Annotated in this window: 11 protein-coding genes; 7 read left to right on the top strand and 4 right to left on the bottom strand. The window is 69.5% G+C overall.

All coding sequences use genetic code 11. From position 1 onward, the window contains the following. Nucleotides 1–9 precede the first annotated feature (9 nt). From D0T12_RS03250 to D0T12_RS03230, 5 genes are read left to right on the top strand one after another with little or no spacing between them, the layout of a single operon-like run. Entirely contained in the window at nucleotides 10–1,170 is a 1,161-nt protein-coding gene (locus tag D0T12_RS03250; protein ID WP_117397716.1) for a GDSL-type esterase/lipase family protein, read from the top strand. Next, nucleotides 1,158–2,375 (top strand): M20 family metallopeptidase, encoded by a 1,218-nt coding sequence (locus D0T12_RS03245; RefSeq protein WP_117397715.1) that lies wholly within the window; start codon nucleotides 1,158–1,160, stop codon nucleotides 2,373–2,375. Before D0T12_RS03250 ends, D0T12_RS03245 begins: the two co-directional genes overlap by 13 nt. Continuing rightward, nucleotides 2,368–3,648 (top strand): M20/M25/M40 family metallo-hydrolase, encoded by a 1,281-nt coding sequence (locus tag D0T12_RS03240; protein WP_117397714.1) that lies wholly within the window; start codon nucleotides 2,368–2,370, stop codon nucleotides 3,646–3,648. The genes D0T12_RS03245 and D0T12_RS03240 overlap by 8 nt, the downstream gene beginning before the upstream one ends. Then, on the top strand, nucleotides 3,645–5,108 hold the full coding sequence (locus D0T12_RS03235; RefSeq protein WP_117397713.1) for a flavin-containing monooxygenase: 1,464 nt from the start codon (nucleotides 3,645–3,647) through the stop codon (nucleotides 5,106–5,108). Before D0T12_RS03240 ends, D0T12_RS03235 begins: the two co-directional genes overlap by 4 nt. Continuing rightward, nucleotides 5,105–5,779, top strand: coding sequence for a carboxymuconolactone decarboxylase family protein (locus D0T12_RS03230; RefSeq protein ID WP_158581386.1), 675 nt, complete (start codon nucleotides 5,105–5,107; stop codon nucleotides 5,777–5,779). Before D0T12_RS03235 ends, D0T12_RS03230 begins: the two co-directional genes overlap by 4 nt. Here the strand turns inward: D0T12_RS03230 and D0T12_RS03225 are convergent. From D0T12_RS03225 to D0T12_RS03210, 4 genes are all read right to left on the bottom strand, one after another. Continuing rightward, nucleotides 5,765–7,291 carry a bis-aminopropyl spermidine synthase family protein gene (locus D0T12_RS03225; RefSeq protein WP_117397711.1) on the bottom strand — a complete coding sequence of 509 codons (1,527 nt, stop codon included), beginning with the start codon at nucleotides 7,289–7,291 and terminating at the stop codon, nucleotides 5,765–5,767. The genes D0T12_RS03230 and D0T12_RS03225 overlap by 15 nt on opposite strands. 102 nt (nucleotides 7,292–7,393) lie before the next feature. Next, complete coding sequence (locus D0T12_RS03220; protein ID WP_117397710.1) at nucleotides 7,394–7,702, bottom strand: hypothetical protein; 309 nt, start codon at nucleotides 7,700–7,702, stop codon at nucleotides 7,394–7,396. Nucleotides 7,703–7,714: 12 nt separating this feature from the next. Then, nucleotides 7,715–8,023, bottom strand: a complete 309-nt coding sequence (locus D0T12_RS03215; protein WP_117397709.1) for a hypothetical protein — start codon at nucleotides 8,021–8,023, stop codon at nucleotides 7,715–7,717. 90 nt (nucleotides 8,024–8,113) lie between these two features. Continuing rightward, nucleotides 8,114–9,088, bottom strand: a complete 975-nt coding sequence (locus D0T12_RS03210) for a LysR family transcriptional regulator (RefSeq protein WP_158581385.1) — start codon at nucleotides 9,086–9,088, stop codon at nucleotides 8,114–8,116. Nucleotides 9,089–9,380: 292 nt separating this feature from the next. Here D0T12_RS03210 and D0T12_RS03200 point away from each other — a divergent pair, with 292 nt between their 5' ends. Together D0T12_RS03200 and D0T12_RS03195 are read left to right on the top strand one after the other, a co-directional pair. After that, a complete protein-coding gene (locus D0T12_RS03200; protein ID WP_233525826.1) occupies nucleotides 9,381–13,052 on the top strand; it encodes a M28 family peptidase in 3,672 nt (1,223 codons plus the stop codon). Nucleotides 13,053–13,366: 314 nt separating this feature from the next. Next, the gene (locus D0T12_RS03195) at nucleotides 13,367–14,656 is read left to right on the top strand and encodes a trypsin-like serine peptidase (RefSeq protein WP_117397708.1); all 1,290 of its coding nucleotides are present in this window, start codon (nucleotides 13,367–13,369) and stop codon (nucleotides 14,654–14,656) included. The last annotated feature ends 363 nt before the right edge of the window (nucleotides 14,657–15,019 follow it).

The raw sequence follows: 15,019 nt of genomic DNA, 5'->3' as shown, positions 1-15,019 counted from the left end.
AGCAGCACCGTGCTGAAAGTCGACCTCGTAGGCGGCCCGGTCGCCATCGCGGGCGCCCTCGACGTGGAGCACACCCCCACCGGGCTCATCCCGAGACGGCTGCCCGCCTGGACCCGCCCCCAGATCACCGACTCCTACATGCAACTCATGGTGCCGCGCCCGGCCGGGGTGCGGCTGGTGTTCCGCACCGAAGCCGACACCATCGAGCTGGACGTCTTCGTCACCCGGTTCCGCAACGCCTACTTCCCGCTGTTCCCCGTCGCGTTCGACGCGGTGACGAGCTTTACCAACGTCATCTCCCGTGAGGTGGTCGGCGGCGACATCAGCGTCGTCCGCGCAGGTCAGGTCGTCGAGACCGAGCACGGCGAGCCGGAGACGATCCGTTTCGAGGGGCTCGGCGACTCCTGGAAGGACGTCGAGATCTGGCTGCCGCAGGCAGCCATCGTGGAACTTCGGGAACTGCGCGCGGACGGCATCGTCGCGCCCGGCCGTCTCCCCGGCCGCCGCTGGGTGCACTACGGCAGCTCCATCAGCCACTGCGCGGAGGCCGGGACCCCGACCGACGCGTGGCCGACGTGGGTGGCGCGCCGCGCCGGGCTCGACCTGACGTCGCTGGCGTTCGCCGGGAACTGCCATCTCGATCAGTTCGCGGCCCGGACGATCCGCGACCAACCAGCCGACGTGATCACCCTCAAGGTCGGCATCAACGTGCAGAACCTCACCTCGTTCACGGAACGCACGTTCGTCCCGGCGCTGCACGGGTTTCTCGACACGGTCCGCGACGGCCATCCCCGCACCCCGCTGCTCGTCGCGTCGCCGATCATCTGCCCGACCGCCGAGGACCGCGCCGGACCGACCGTCCAGGACGACACCGGCCGCTACCACGCGACCGGCGACCCCGGCGGCCTGACCCTCGGCCGGATCCGCACGCTCATCGAGGAGATCGTCGCGACCCGGGTGGCGCACGGCGACCCGCACCTGCGGTATCTCGACGGGCGGACGCTGTTCGGCCCCGACGACGCGAACGACCTCTACGACGGCCTCCACCCGAACGCGGACGGATACCGCCGCATCGGCGAACGGTTCCACGCACAGGTGTTCGGCCCGTCCGGCGTGTGGCCGGAGCCGGGCGGCGCCGCGAACGAAGGACGGCAGGCATGGCAACGGTAGCGACACACGACCACGCGGCTCGCGTACTCGACCTCATCGACCGGAACGAGGCGGAACTCGTCACGTTCCTACAGGACTTCCTCCGGGTCCCCAGCGTGTGGGGCGACGGCCCGTCGCTGACGGCGGCGGCGGAGCACCTCGCGGCGCCACTCGCCGACGCGGGTCTAGCGGTGGAGCTGCCCGGCTCCGGCACCGACGGGATGCCGAACGTCCTGGCCCGCGCCGCCGCCGGTAACCCCGACGACGCGCTGATCTTCAACGGGCACATGGAGGTGTATCCGCCGTCGCAGTCGTGGGCGCGCGACCCGTTCGGCGGCGACATCGACGACGGCCGGATCTACGGCGTCGGCGTCGCGGACATGAAGGCGGGAACGGCCGCGATGACGATGGCGGCGGCGATGCTCGCCAGGTCCGGGGTTCCGCTGCCGCGCGATGTCGTCGTGCTCGCCGTCCCCAACCACTTCGAGGGCGGCGAGGGCACCCGGCAGGCGCTGCGCGACGGGCTGCGCGGCGCGTACGCGATCAACTGCGAGCCGAGCGACCTGAAGGTCCTCACCGGGCAGCGCGGCATCGCCTATGTCACGGTCACCGTGCGGGGTCGGGCCGCGCACACCACCGCCCTGGACATCGGGGTGAACGCCGTCGCCCGCGCCGCCGACATCGTCCGCGAGGTCCTCGCGATGCCGATCACCGGGCCGGACGGCGAGCCCCTCGACGACGTGAAGATCTGCAACGTGGCGCAGATCTCCGGCGGGGTGGCGCACAACCTCGTCCCGGAACGGTGCGAGATCACGTTCGACTTCCGGTTCCCGGCGACGCAGACGCAGGACGACGTGCTGCGGGACGTGCGCGCCGCCGTGAACCGTGCCGTCGACCGTCTCGGCGAGTTCCCCGTGGACGTCGGCCTGGAGGCGACCTGCCTGAAGAACCCGCGCAGTTCGCTTCAGGTGCCGTCCGGTGAACGGCTCCTCACCGACGTCGCCGCCGCGCACCACCACAGCACCGGCGAGGAGGCCGCGCACGACGTGCACCCCGCGTGGCCGGACACCCCGATCTTCTGGGAGTCGGGCATCAAGGCCGTCACCTACGGCCCCGGGTCGATGGACTGCTACTGGGACGACGAATGGGTCGCGGTCGCCGACTACCTGACCGCCATCCGGACCTACGCCGTCGCGGCCCTCACCCTGGGCGGCTCGGATGCCTAGCCCGTTCGCGCCGGTCGAGGAGATCTGCTCGGACCTCATCAGGTTCGACACGACCAATCCCGGCGGGACCGAGCGGAAGGCGGCCGAATACGTCGCCTCGCTGCTGACCGACATGGGCCTGGAGCCGCAGATCATCGAGGCGGAGCCGGGACGCACCAACGTCGTCACCCGGGTGTCCGGCACCGACCCGGACGCGCCCGCGCTTCTTGTTCAGGGGCATCTCGACACGGTTCCCGCCGACGCGTCGGCCTGGTCCCGGCACCCGCACAGCGGCGACATCGCCGACGGCCATGTCTGGGGTCGGGGGGCGGTCGACATGAAGAACGCGGTCGCGATGACCCTCGCCGCGGTCGGCGGCGCCCTCGCCGAAGGGCGCCGTCCCCGCCGTGACCTCGTGTTGGCGTTCCTCGCCGACGAGGAGACCGGCGGGAAGCTCGGCGCCGGGCACCTGGTGGCCGAGCACCCCGACCTGTTCGAGGGGTGCGCGGCGGCGATCGGCGAGGTCGGCGGCTTCAACCTGCCCATCGAGGGCGGCCCGCTGTTCGTCGTGTCGGTCGCCGACAAGGGCCTGCGCTGGTACGAGGTGCTGGAGCGGGGCGTCGCCGGGCACGGCAGCATGATCCCCCGCGACAACCCGATCCCGCGCCTCGCGGAGACGACGCTGCGGCTCGTGTCGCCCGACCGTCCGTACACGGTCATCGAGCCGATGCGGGTGCTCGCGTCGCAGGTCGCGGGACGTCCCATCACCGACCCCGACGAGGTCGCGGACGTTCTCGCAAATCAGACCGGGCCGTTCGGGCGGATGTTCGCCGCCGGAGTTCAGACCACGGTCAACGTGACCCGGGTCGGCGCCGGATACAAGGAGAACGTCATTCCCGGTGAGGCGTGGGCGCGGTTCGACTGCCGTTTCGTTCCCGGGCACGAGGACGAGGTGGACGAGCACATGACGTCCGGGTCCGGCGACGGGACCGAGGTGTCGTTGCTGCGGCGCAGCCCGTCCGTCCTGTCCGACCACGAAAGCGAATGGTTCGGGCTGCTCACCGAGGCGCTCCGGCAGGAAAGCCCCGGCTGCGCCGTCGCGCCGTTCGTGTTCAGCGGCGGCACCGACAACAAATGGTTCCGGACCCTCGGCATGGAAACGTACGGGTTCACGCCGATGCTGCTCCCACCGGACTACGACTATCCGGCGATGTTCCACGGCGTCGACGAACGCGTCCCGGTGGACGCGCTCACGTTCGGCGTGCGAGCGATGGAGAGACTGATTTCCCTATGAGGCGAACGCGAGGGCCCAGGGTCGCGATCATCGGCTGCGGTTTCGGTGGAATCGCCGCCGCCGTGAAACTGAAGAAGAAGGGCCTGCACCATTTCACGGTCTACGAGCAGTCGGACGGCCCCGGCGGCACCTGGTGGGACAACCGGTATCCCGGCTGCGAGGTCGACATCGCGTCCCACGCCTACTCCTTCTCCTTCCTCACCTACGACTGGACGCGCACCCACGCCGGTCAGGAGGAACTCCAGCGGTACGCCGAACACGTCGTCGACCGTTTCGACGTGCGCCGCCACTGCCGCTTCGGCGTCCGCGTCGAATCGGCCACCTGGGACGCGGAGAAGTCCCGCTACGACCTGCGCCTGGCGGGCGGCGAAGTCGAACACTTCGACGTCGTCATCAGTTGCCTCGGCCTGCTCAACCAGCCCCGCTACCCCGACTGGCCCGGCCTGGACGACTTCCAGGGCCCGAAGTTCCACACCGCCCGCTGGGAATCGGAACACGACCTGACCGGCAAGCGGGTCGCGGTCGTGGGAACCGGCTCCACCGCCACCCAGATCGTCCCGGCCATCGCCGAAAAGGTGGACAAGCTCTACGTCTTCCAACGGCAACCCGGCTGGATCCTCCCGAAGGGCGAACGCGACTACACACCCCGCGAACGCTGGATTTTCCAGCGCTTCCCCTTCACGCAAAAACTGCGGCGACTACGCCTCTTCTACCAGTTCCGCGTCCTGTACAAGGGCTACGACCTGCACGGAAAGCGGCAGCAGCAGAACCTCAAAGCCTGCCGCGACTACATCCGCGAAACCATCCAGGACCCAGAACTGCGCGCCAAACTGACCCCCGACTACCCCTGGGGTTGCAAGCGTCCCGTCCTCGCGACCGGGTTCTATCCCGCGCTGAACCGTCCGAACGTCGAACTCGTCGCGCACGCGGTCACACGCGTGACACCGAGCGGGATCGTGGACGCCACGGGAACGGAACGCGACATCGACGTCCTGGTCATGGCCACCGGTTTCCACGCCACGAAGTTCCTCGCCTCACTGGACGTGCGCGGCGCGGGCGGCGTCTCCATCCACGACACGTGGAAGAACGACCCGAAGGCGTTCCTCGGCATCACCGTTCCCGGCTACCCGAACTTCTTCATGCTGTACGGCCCCAACACCAACGGCGGCTTCTCCGTCATCGCCCAACTGGAACGCCAGGCCGAGGTCGCCGCGCGCACGGTCGCCCGGATGCGCCGCAAGCGCCTCCGCGCCGTCGACACCCGCCCGGCCGCCACCGACCGTTGGGTGCGGTGGGTCGACGCCCAGATCGTCAAGCACACGTCGGCGATGGAGGCGAACTGCACGAACTATTACCACGCCGAGTCGGGCCGGAACGTCACCCAATGGCCGAAGCCCCACGGCGAGTACTACCTGGCGACCAGAACACTTCCCTTCTTCGGCTTCGTCGAGCAGCGATGACGTCCCACGGCCTCGACGCGCTCCGCGCCATCGACCCGGAGTTCTTCGCCGCCTGCGTCGACCTGGTCGACGCCGCTCACACCGGCGCCCTCGACGCGAAGACCCGGGAACTGGTCGCCCTGGCCGTGAACTCCGCCGTCACGCACCTGCACGAGCCCGCCGTCCGCCGCCACGTCCGCGCGGCCCTTGACCACGGCGCGACCCGCGAAGAGATCATGGAGACGTTCCAGGTCGTCTCCGTCCTGGGCATCCACGCCGCGTCCACCGGCTTCCCGCTCCTCCGGGACCTACCACCCCCGTCCGACGCGAACGACCCCGACCGCGAGGCGATCAAAGCCGAGTTCATCAAGCGCCGAGGCTACTGGGACGAGTCCTGGGCGGACGTCCTCCAGCGCGCCCCCGCCTTCTTCGCCGCCTACCTGAACTTCTCCGCGCTCCCCTGGACCAGGAACGCCCTGGAACCCAAGGTCAAGGAACTGATCTACATAGCGATCGACGCGTCCGCGACCCATCTGTTCACCGACGGCCTGAAGGTCCACATGGCCAACGCCATCACCCACGGCGCGACCCCCGACGAGATAGCCACCGTCCTGGAAATCGCCAGCACGATCGGCATCCAGACCATGGAAGTCGGCGTCCCCATCCTCCAAGAGGAACTAGACCGCCGCTAGACACACCCGAACGACACCCGGCAGTTCACGCAATCGGTGCAGTGGCAGTTCCAACAGGGTGACGTCCAGTGCCCATGGCGCGGTCTCGGCGACCAGGGTTCGTGCCTGCCGTTTCGTCAGGTCCGGGTGGACGTCGATCAGTGCGTCCCGCCACACGTTGGCGACCTTGCCGTGCGCCCGTTCCATCAATGCCCGCACGATGCGGCCCGCCGGATCATCGCTTTGGTCAGGCGCCTTGCGGACGGCCTCCAGCACGCGCCCGTTCGCGGACAGGTCGTAGACCGGCTCCACGGCGGTGGCGAGATCTGTCAGGTCGGTCGGGTCCGCGAGGACGGTTCGCACCCGTTCGGCCCGGGTGGCGAGGAGTATCCGCGCCAACGCCGCTTCCATTCCGGTGGGCAGGACGACCCCCGCCTGGCGCACCTTGGCCGCGTACGGCTTCGCCAGCCAGGTGCTCAACCGTACGCGGGGCACCTCGGGCAGCACCGTCTTCGGCCACTGCCCCACCAACACGTCCGGCCGCAGGTCCGCCAGGTCGTCGGCCGACACCTGCGTGCGGGCACCGGCCTCCACCGCCTGCGGGCCCCGCGTGTAGATGGCGGCACTGAACCGCTCCGCCCGCGCGTCGGCGGCCGGGAGGCTCGTGGACGTGGGACGCAGCACGTACATGTCGGCGGCGGACCCGATGGCCTCGGCCCCGTGATACCGATTGAAGTCCGGAAATATGGCCTCTGACACCAGGTTCAGGTCGCTTAGCGCGTTCTGCACCTTCAGGGCCAGCATCGGCGTCCGGTCGCTGGCCCCGTAGGCGAGGAGCACCCGCCCACGCCGCTGTTCCCGCAACCCTTGGACGCCCCGGGCCACGAACAACCCGACCCCGTCCGGCGTGTAGGGCGGGTCGGTGACGGCCACCTCCGCGAACCCCACCGCCGAGGGCGGCAGTCCCAGCCGCAGGTCGGCCCAGCGCGTCCGCACGTCCAGCCCCAGCTCGGCGGCCCGCTCGTCGATGTAACCGAGAATCCGCTCGTCGACATCGACGACCACGGTCTCGACCCCGGGATGGATCATCCCGACCGCCAGCGAGGTCAGGTCATGGTCTCCCACGCACAGCAGGCGCGCGTCCGCCATCCAGAACCGCGCCCCGAGGAGCAGCGCCCGCCGCACGACCGTCTCGGCCGTGGCCGCCACATGATCCAGAACGTGCCGTCCGCGTGGCGCCCGAGCGATGACCTCCGCCATCCGCTCGACCACCGCCGCGTACTCGGCGAGCAGGTGCCCGACCGGATCGGCCGGGGCGAACGGCCGATGCCCGCTCTTGAGCGCTTCGTCGATCTGGCGGTCTTGTTCTTCGTCCAGCCGGAACCGGTCCTCGCCGCGTTCCAGCGACAGTTCGGCGAGCAGCGCCTCCACCGACCTGCGGGGCGCCGCGCTCTCCCGCACGAGATCGGCGAGGGTCCACCACCGGCGGCCCGCCAGCAGACTCACCACGGCGTGGACCTGCCTGGGATCCATGCCTTCCACAACCGGCAGCCCCGGCACCCCGTCCACCCGGCTGAGCCTATCGTCCACCGGCGGCCCGCCGACGACGGTCGTCGTCGGCGGGCCGGGGCGGGGTCAGCGAACTTCCACGAAGGTGTTGGTGACCCTGTCTTGGGGGCAGTAGGTGGTGGACGTGGCCCCGACCGGCTGCCACGGTCCGCGGCCGATGATGGTCCCCACACCCGGGATGTGGTGGGTGTAGAAGCAGACGATCCGGTGTTCTCCGGTACCGCCGAGGCAGTTACTCGACGTGTTGCTGAAATTCACGCTGATACTGCACTGCGTCGGGGTGGCCGAGGCAGGTGACGCCATCGCGGGGACGGCGGTCAGCGCGCCGAGGGCGGCGAGCGAGGCCACGGCGGCCTTGCGCGAGAAGAACTTCACATGTCCCCCTTGTCAGCGGAGTTCGACGCGGGTGCCCGTGACCCTGTCCGAGGGGCAGTAGGTGCTGGACGTGGCGCCCACCGGCTTCCACGGTCCGTAGCTCTCGATGATCCCCACACCCGGAATGTGGTGGATGAACAGGCAGACGATCCGGTGTTCTCCGGTCCCGCCGAGGCAGTTACTCGACGCGATGCTGCCGCTCGTGGTGATGCTGCACTGAGTCGGGGTGGCGAGGCCCGTCGACGCCATCGCGGGGACGGTCGTCAGCGTGCCGAGTGCCGCGAGCGAGGCCACGGCCATCGTGCGCGAGAAGAGTTTCATCTGTCCCTCCCTAGAGGCATGAGCGGTTGCTCGCCCCTCTATTCGCGCGAGTGAGCGCCGTGGATGCGCGGCCGCCCCGGTCGGTCGGCGTCAGCCGGTCGGGACGTCGAGGAGGCGGGGACGGGAGTCGGGGTTGTCGGCCAGCCAGCGCAGCGCTGCGGTGTTGCGCTGGACGATGGACCGGTACAGCTTGTGGTAGGTGCGGTGCAGGATGTCGATCTCGCTGGTCGGCATGGTGGCCGTGCGCCAGCGCAGGACGCGGTAGCAGTCGGTGGAGTGGCTGCTGAGCGCGACGACGGTGACGCCGTCGCCGGGCACCCAGGTCGGGGACGCCAGCGTGATCGCGAACCCGGCGGCGACGAACCCGACCATGCTGTTGAAATCGACCTCCGCGTAGCGGAACCGGGGTGTGAAACCGGCGGCCTCGCAGGCGGCGCGGAGCATGGCGGTGCCGCCGTCGTCGCCGCCCTGCGGCGGGATCCACGTCTCGCCCGCGAGGTCGGTCAGGCTGACACGGCCCCGGGACGCGAGCGGATGGGTGGACGCCAGCGCGATGCCGCAGGGCTCGATGGTGATGACGCGTTCGGTGGTGCCGGACGGGAGCGGCGGGGCGTGGTGGTCGGCCACCCGTCCCATGAACACCACGTCCACCTGGTCGTTGGCGAGGAAGTGGGTCAGGACGGCGCCGGAGTAGTCCAGGCTCGTGTCGACCGCGCGGTACGGCAGCTCGGTTTCGAGGAGCCGAAGCCATTCGCCCAGCAGGATGTGCGGGTGCGTGCCGAGCCGGATGCCGGTTCGGGCGCCGTTGCCGGGGACGGTGGCGAGCAGATCGTCCATGTCGGCGAGGACGCCCCGGGCCCGCGCCAAGACGTACCGGCCCAACGCGGTCGGGGTGATGCCGTGCGGCCCGCGGACGAACAGCTCTCCGCCGAACGCCTTCTCGATTCGGCGGAGCTGGTTGCTGAGCGTGGGCTGGGAAACGCCCAGGCTGGCGGCGGCGCGCGTGATGCTGCCCGTCTCGGCGAGCTGGCTCAACACTCGTAAATGCCGCAGTTCCACCTGCATAGCCGTGAAGCTATGCCCAAGTGGCAGGCCCCGCAACCGATATGCAGATGTCACCCTCATTTTCGCAAGGCACGACAAATCGTCCATCTGCCCAGCGCCCCGCCCCCGAAATCACCTGCCCCCTGCCCGAACGCTCCCTGCCCCCTCACTGAGTGCCGGGCTGCCCCAAGCAGGCGTGCCCCCGCCCCGGCGGTGGACGGCGACGTCGTGCCGTGCGGCCGCCTCGTCCCCCCACGCGGCGGTCCCACCCCCTCAGTGGAGGCAAGCGCAAGTGAAACGCAAACCCCTAGTGGTGACCACATTGGTCGCCGCGCTCGCGGCCGGCGGTCTCGTACCGCTGGCCCTTCGAGCGGAACCGAGCGCACAAGGGTCAAGCCCCGATCCGAAGACCGCCGCGGTGGTCTCCGCCGAACGGCTCATCGCCGGACGTGTCGCCGAGCTGCACCCGAGCAAGGGCGACGACTACGTCCGGACGCAGGTCGTCGGCACACCGTGGCGTCTGAACTATGTCGCCTACGAGCGGACGTACCGGGGCCTGCCCGTCGTCGGCGGCGACTTCGTGGTCGCCACGGACGATCAGGGTCATGTGCGCAACCTGAATGTCGCGCAAAAGCAGCCGGTCGACATCGGCGTCCAGCCGAAGATCGGCAAGGAGGCGGCGGCGAAGACGTCGCGGGCGGCGCTGTCCAAGCCTGACAAGACGACCGGCCAGAAGCTGGTCGTGCACGCGTTGCAGAAGCCTAGGCTGGCCTGGGAGACGACGGTCTCCGGCCGGGACGACGACCACCTGAGCCTGAAGAAGGTGTACGTCGACGCCCTGACCGGCAAACGGTTCGATGAGCAGGAACAGGTCGTCGCGGGCACCGGAACGGGCATCTGGGAAGGTTCCAACCTCACGATTGGAACGACCCAGTCCGGCGGGCAGTACACGATGCAGGACCCGGAGCGTCCTGGTCTGTCCTGCGCCGACCACAGCGGCAGCCGCATCTTCTCCGGTCCGGACGACGTGTGGGGCAGCACGTCCAAGACCAGTAAAGAAGCCGGCTGCGTGGACGTCATGTACGCGGGCGCCGGCCAGTGGGACCTGCTGAAGTCCTTCGGCCGCACCGGCCTCAACGGCGGCCGGTGGGCTCCGGCCTACGTGGGCCTCGACGAGGTCAACGCCTACTGGCAGAGCGGGCGCGCGACGTTCGGACACAACCAGCAGAACCAGTGGATCACGTCCACGGACGTCGTCGCGCACGAGTTCGGGCACGGCCTCGACAGCTACACCCCGGGCGGCATCTCCGGCGGCAACACGCAGGAGTTCGTCGGAGACGTGTGGGGCGCCGCGGTCGAGCACTTCCTGAACAACCCGACCGACCGGCCCGACTACACGGTCGGCGAGGAGGTCAACCTCGTCGGTCGGGGCCCGATCCGCAACATGTACAACCCGTCGCAGGTCAACAGCGACCCGAACTGCTACTCCAGCTCGGTGCCGAGCATGGAGGTGCACAAGGCGGCGGGCCCGGGGAACCACTGGTTCTACCTGCTGGCCGAGGGCAACAACCCGGGCGGCGGCAAGCCGTCCAGCCCGATCTGCTCGGGCGGCCCCTCCTCGGTGACCGGCATCGGCATCATGAACGCCGCGAAGATCTTCTACAACGCGATGATGCTGAAGACGTCCGGCACCAACTACGCCCGCTACCGGGTGCTGACGTTGCAGGCGGCGAAGAACCTCGACCCGACCTGCAACTGGTACACCAAGGTCAAGGACGCATGGAACGCCGTCACGCTGGGCCAGCAGTCCGGTGAGCCGACCTGCACGCCGACCGGCAACGACTTCTCGATGTCGGTGTCGCCGTCCTCGGGCAACGTCAAGGCGGGCGCGTCGGTGCAGTCGACGGTCTCCACCACCGTCACCGGTGGCTCCTCCGAGCCGGTGGAATTGTCGGCGAGCGTGTCCCCGGCGGGCAGCGGCGTGACCGCGAGCTTCAGCCCGGCGCGCGTCCCGTCCGGCAACACGTCGACGCTCACCATCACGGCGGACGACACGGCGCGGACCGGTCCCGTCACCGTCACCGTGACCGGCAAGGGCGCCACCGCGACCCGCACCGCCACGTACTCGCTCAACGTCGAGGGCGGCGGCGGACCCGGGCCCAACAACCCGCCCAACATCAACGTCGAGAACGTCAAGGCGCACCTCCAGCAGTTCCAGACCATCGCCCAGCAGAACGGCGGCACGCGCTACGCCGCGGGCGGCGGTTACACGGCCTCGGTCGCGTACGTGGAGCAGAAGCTGAAGGCCGCCGGGTTCACCGTGACCCGGCAGGCGTGCACGTCCGGCTGCACCGCCGGTTCAGGCCCCAACCTGATCGCCGACTGGCCGGGCGGCAACGCCAACAACGTCTACATGTTCGGCGCCCACCTCGACGGTGTCCGGGGCGGCCCCGGCATCAACGACAACGGCACCGGTTCGGCGGCGCTGCTGGAGACCGCGCTCACGCTGGCGCAGTCCAAGCCGACCATGCTCAACCAGGTCCGGTTCGGCTGGTGGACGGACGAGGAGCAGGGCCTCAACGGCTCCGAGTTCTACGTCAACCGTCTCCCGGCGGCCGAACGGTCGAAGATCAAGGGTTACTTCAACTTCGACATGGTCGGGTCCCCGAACGCGGGCTACTTCATCGACAACCTCAACTCGCAACTGTCCTCGAACCTGAAGGGATACTTCGACTCCATCGGCGTCGTCCCGGACGAGATGGGCGAGTGCTGCAGCGACGACGGCCCGTTCCGCAACGCCGGGATCGCCACCTCGTTCCTGTCGACGGGCGCTTCGGCGACCATGTCGTCCGCGCAGGCTCAGAAGTGGGGCGGCACGGCCGGACGGGCGTTCGACCCGTGCTACCACCAGTCCTGCGACAGCTACCCGAGCAACGTCAACACGACCGCGCTCGACCGCAGCGCGGACGCCATCGCGTGGGCGCTGTGGAAGACGTCCGTGAACCAGTCGGTACCCGCGGACGACTTCTCCATGACGGCCGATCCGACGAACGCGTCCGTCCAACCGGGCCAGCCGGCCACGGCCACCATCACCACGGCGGTGACCGAGGGCGCGGCCCAGACGGTCGACCTGACGGCGACCGTGACCCCCGGCGGGCCGAAGGTCACCTTCAGCCCGGCGTCCATCCAGTCCGGCGGCAAGTCGACGATGACGGTCGCCACGACGGCGGACACCCAGGCGGGCGACTACACGGTGAAGGTCACCGGTACCGGCAAGTCCGCCACGCACACCGCGAACATCACCCTGCGGGTGCAAGGCGACGGCACGGACGACTTCTCCGTGTCGGTCGACCCGACCAACGGGACGGTCGAGGCCGGTAAGTCGACGACGGCGACGATCCGCACGGCCCTCACGGCCGGGACGGCGCAGCAGGTGGCGCTGTCCGCGACCGTGTCACCGGGCGGGCCGACCGTCACGGTCAACCCGGGCGAGGTGAAGACGGGCGGCACGGCGACCCTGAACGTGTCCACCACCGACGGTACGCCGGAAGGCGACTACACGGTGACGGTCAACGGCAAGGGCTCGGTCACCCGGACGGCCACCTACACCCTCTCGGTGACCAAGAAGCAGGGCGGTCGGACCGCAACCAGCGAAACCGACTACCCGATTCGCGACTACACGTGGACCGTCAGCCCGCTGGCGGTCGACATCGAGGGCCAGGCGGCGACCGAGGTGTCGCTGTCGATCGACGCGCGGCACACCTGCGCGGAGGACCTCGGAGTGTGGCTCGCTTCACCGGCCGGGCAGACATATGTAGTCAAACGCCAAGGAACCGGTCAGTATCAGTGCACGCCGTGGAACGGCCCGATGACGTTCGAAGTCCCGGGCGTCAGTTCTCCGGCGTCTGGAACCTGGCAGCTCTACATCTACGACTACGGACCCGGTGACACCGGAACCCTCAATGGTTGGACCATCAGGCTCTAGCCGCGCACAGTGACGTGTCCGGCCTGACCCCGCAAGCGGGGCCAGGCCGGACACCCCCATATCCCGCCAACCCCCTACTCCCCCGCGTTAACCGATCCCCCGCCCCTTCAACTCCCGCTCCTGTTCTCCAGCCTTTGCCTCCCAGCCCCGTCAACCTCCCGCCTGTCGTCCCCGTCCTTCGATCTCTCAGCCACCGTCTGCCGTCCCTCCGCCGCCCTGCCCTTCGCCCCTCGCCCATCGTCCCCCCGCCCCCTTTGACTCCCGCCCTTCGATTTCACGCCCCGAGTTCAGCTCGGCCCCCAGAGGAGTGCGCAATGTCCCGAAGGTCACGCATCCTGTCAACGGCGATACCGCTGGCCGTGACCCTGATCCTGCCCGCCGCGATCGCGTCGGCCGCCCCGTCCCGGAGCACCGACGCCGCTCCGGTCGCGGCGACCCCGGCCGCCCCTTCCGGGGAGCAGGCCGATCCCCGTCCAAGACCTGACACCGCCGGAGAGCGGAAGGCCGAGAACGCCGTGCTCCGGTACGCGGCCGACGGCCGGACGTCCAAGGTGACGATCAGCGAGCCGGGCTCCAGCTACATCAAGGTGCATTTCGCGTCCCTGCGGCTGCTCCCCGGCGACCGTGTCACGGTCGCCGACCCGTCCGGACGTGAGGTGCACACCTACCACGGCGATCCCACGGTCACGAAGCACGGCGGCGACTCCTCCCACACCGTCCACGGCCGGACGGGGTTCGCCGCGATGTCCGTCAACGGGGACGCCGCCGTCGTCACTCTCCACTCAGCCACACGGCGCCGTAACGCCGCGGCCCTGACCAGGCAGGGATATGGCGCCCGCATCGACGCCTACTTCCGTGGCTTCACCACGGCCGAGTACGCGGCCGCCAACCCGCGTACGACCAGCGTGTGCGGTGCCGACGACCGCCGCGACGTCACCTGCTACAAGGAGAGCAACCCCACCGAGTACGCCCAGTCCCGTGCGGTCGCCCGCCAACTTCTCAAGGGCGTAGGGCACTGCACGGCCTGGCGGGTCGGCAACACGAACCGGATGCTCACCAACCAGCACTGCATGGAGAACGCGAACGACCTCAAGGCCAGCGAGTTCCAGTTCGACTACGAATGCTCCACCTGCGGCGGCCGGAACCCGCGGGCGGGCGTCAAGGTGAGCGGCGCCGAACTCCTCAAGCTGAGCCCACTCGCCGACCTGGACTACGCCCTGTTCTCGGTCAACAACTTCGACAGCGTCAAGCAGTTCGGGACCCTCTACCTGGAGACCCGCGAACCCACCGCCAACGAGCGCATCTACATTCCCGGGCACGGTGACACGCTGCCCAAGCGACTGTCCCTGCACGAGGACGGCGGCGCCTACTGCAAGATCTCGCGGGTGTCGTCCGGGGTGAACACCGGATACATGTGCGACACCTCGGGCGGGAACTCCGGCTCGCCGGTGCTGGCCGCGTCATCGCACAAGGTCATCGCGCTGCACCATCTCGGCGGCTGTCCCAACTGGGGAACCCGGATTAGTCTCGTCTACCGTGAGATCTCCGGCTTGATCGACAACAACCCGGGAGCCGCGGACTCCCGGGCGGCCCTGCGCGGCTGACCCCGCGCGGCAATGACCTCCCGTCCGGGGCGGCTCTCCTCCCGTGGGTCCCGGACGGGAATGCGGTCCGGTATCCCCTGGCGGGGAGGACCCCGGACCCCCGCCGGTACCGCACCGGCCGTGACCTGGCCCACGCGCCGGTGCGGTACCGCGACGGCCCCCGCCCTTAACCCGCGCGCCGGAAAGACGGCGCCCCAACGACGCCACCACGGAGCCTCCACCGCCCGACGATGACGGCGAGCACGCGTCCACCCGACCACCTCGACCAGATCCACGCCCGACGGAACGGCAAGACCCGCGATCATCCTTCCTGGACGGCCGCCCTCGCCACCGCAGGCGACCTCGGCCACCGCACGCCCCGCG

Origin of the sequence: Actinomadura spongiicola (genome assembly GCF_003432485.1) — a bacterium.
Taxonomy (GTDB): Bacteria; Actinomycetota; Actinomycetes; order Streptosporangiales; family Streptosporangiaceae; genus Spirillospora; species Spirillospora spongiicola.
Note: the sequence above shows the minus strand (reverse complement) of the source record. Positions and strands in the feature narration are given on the sequence as shown.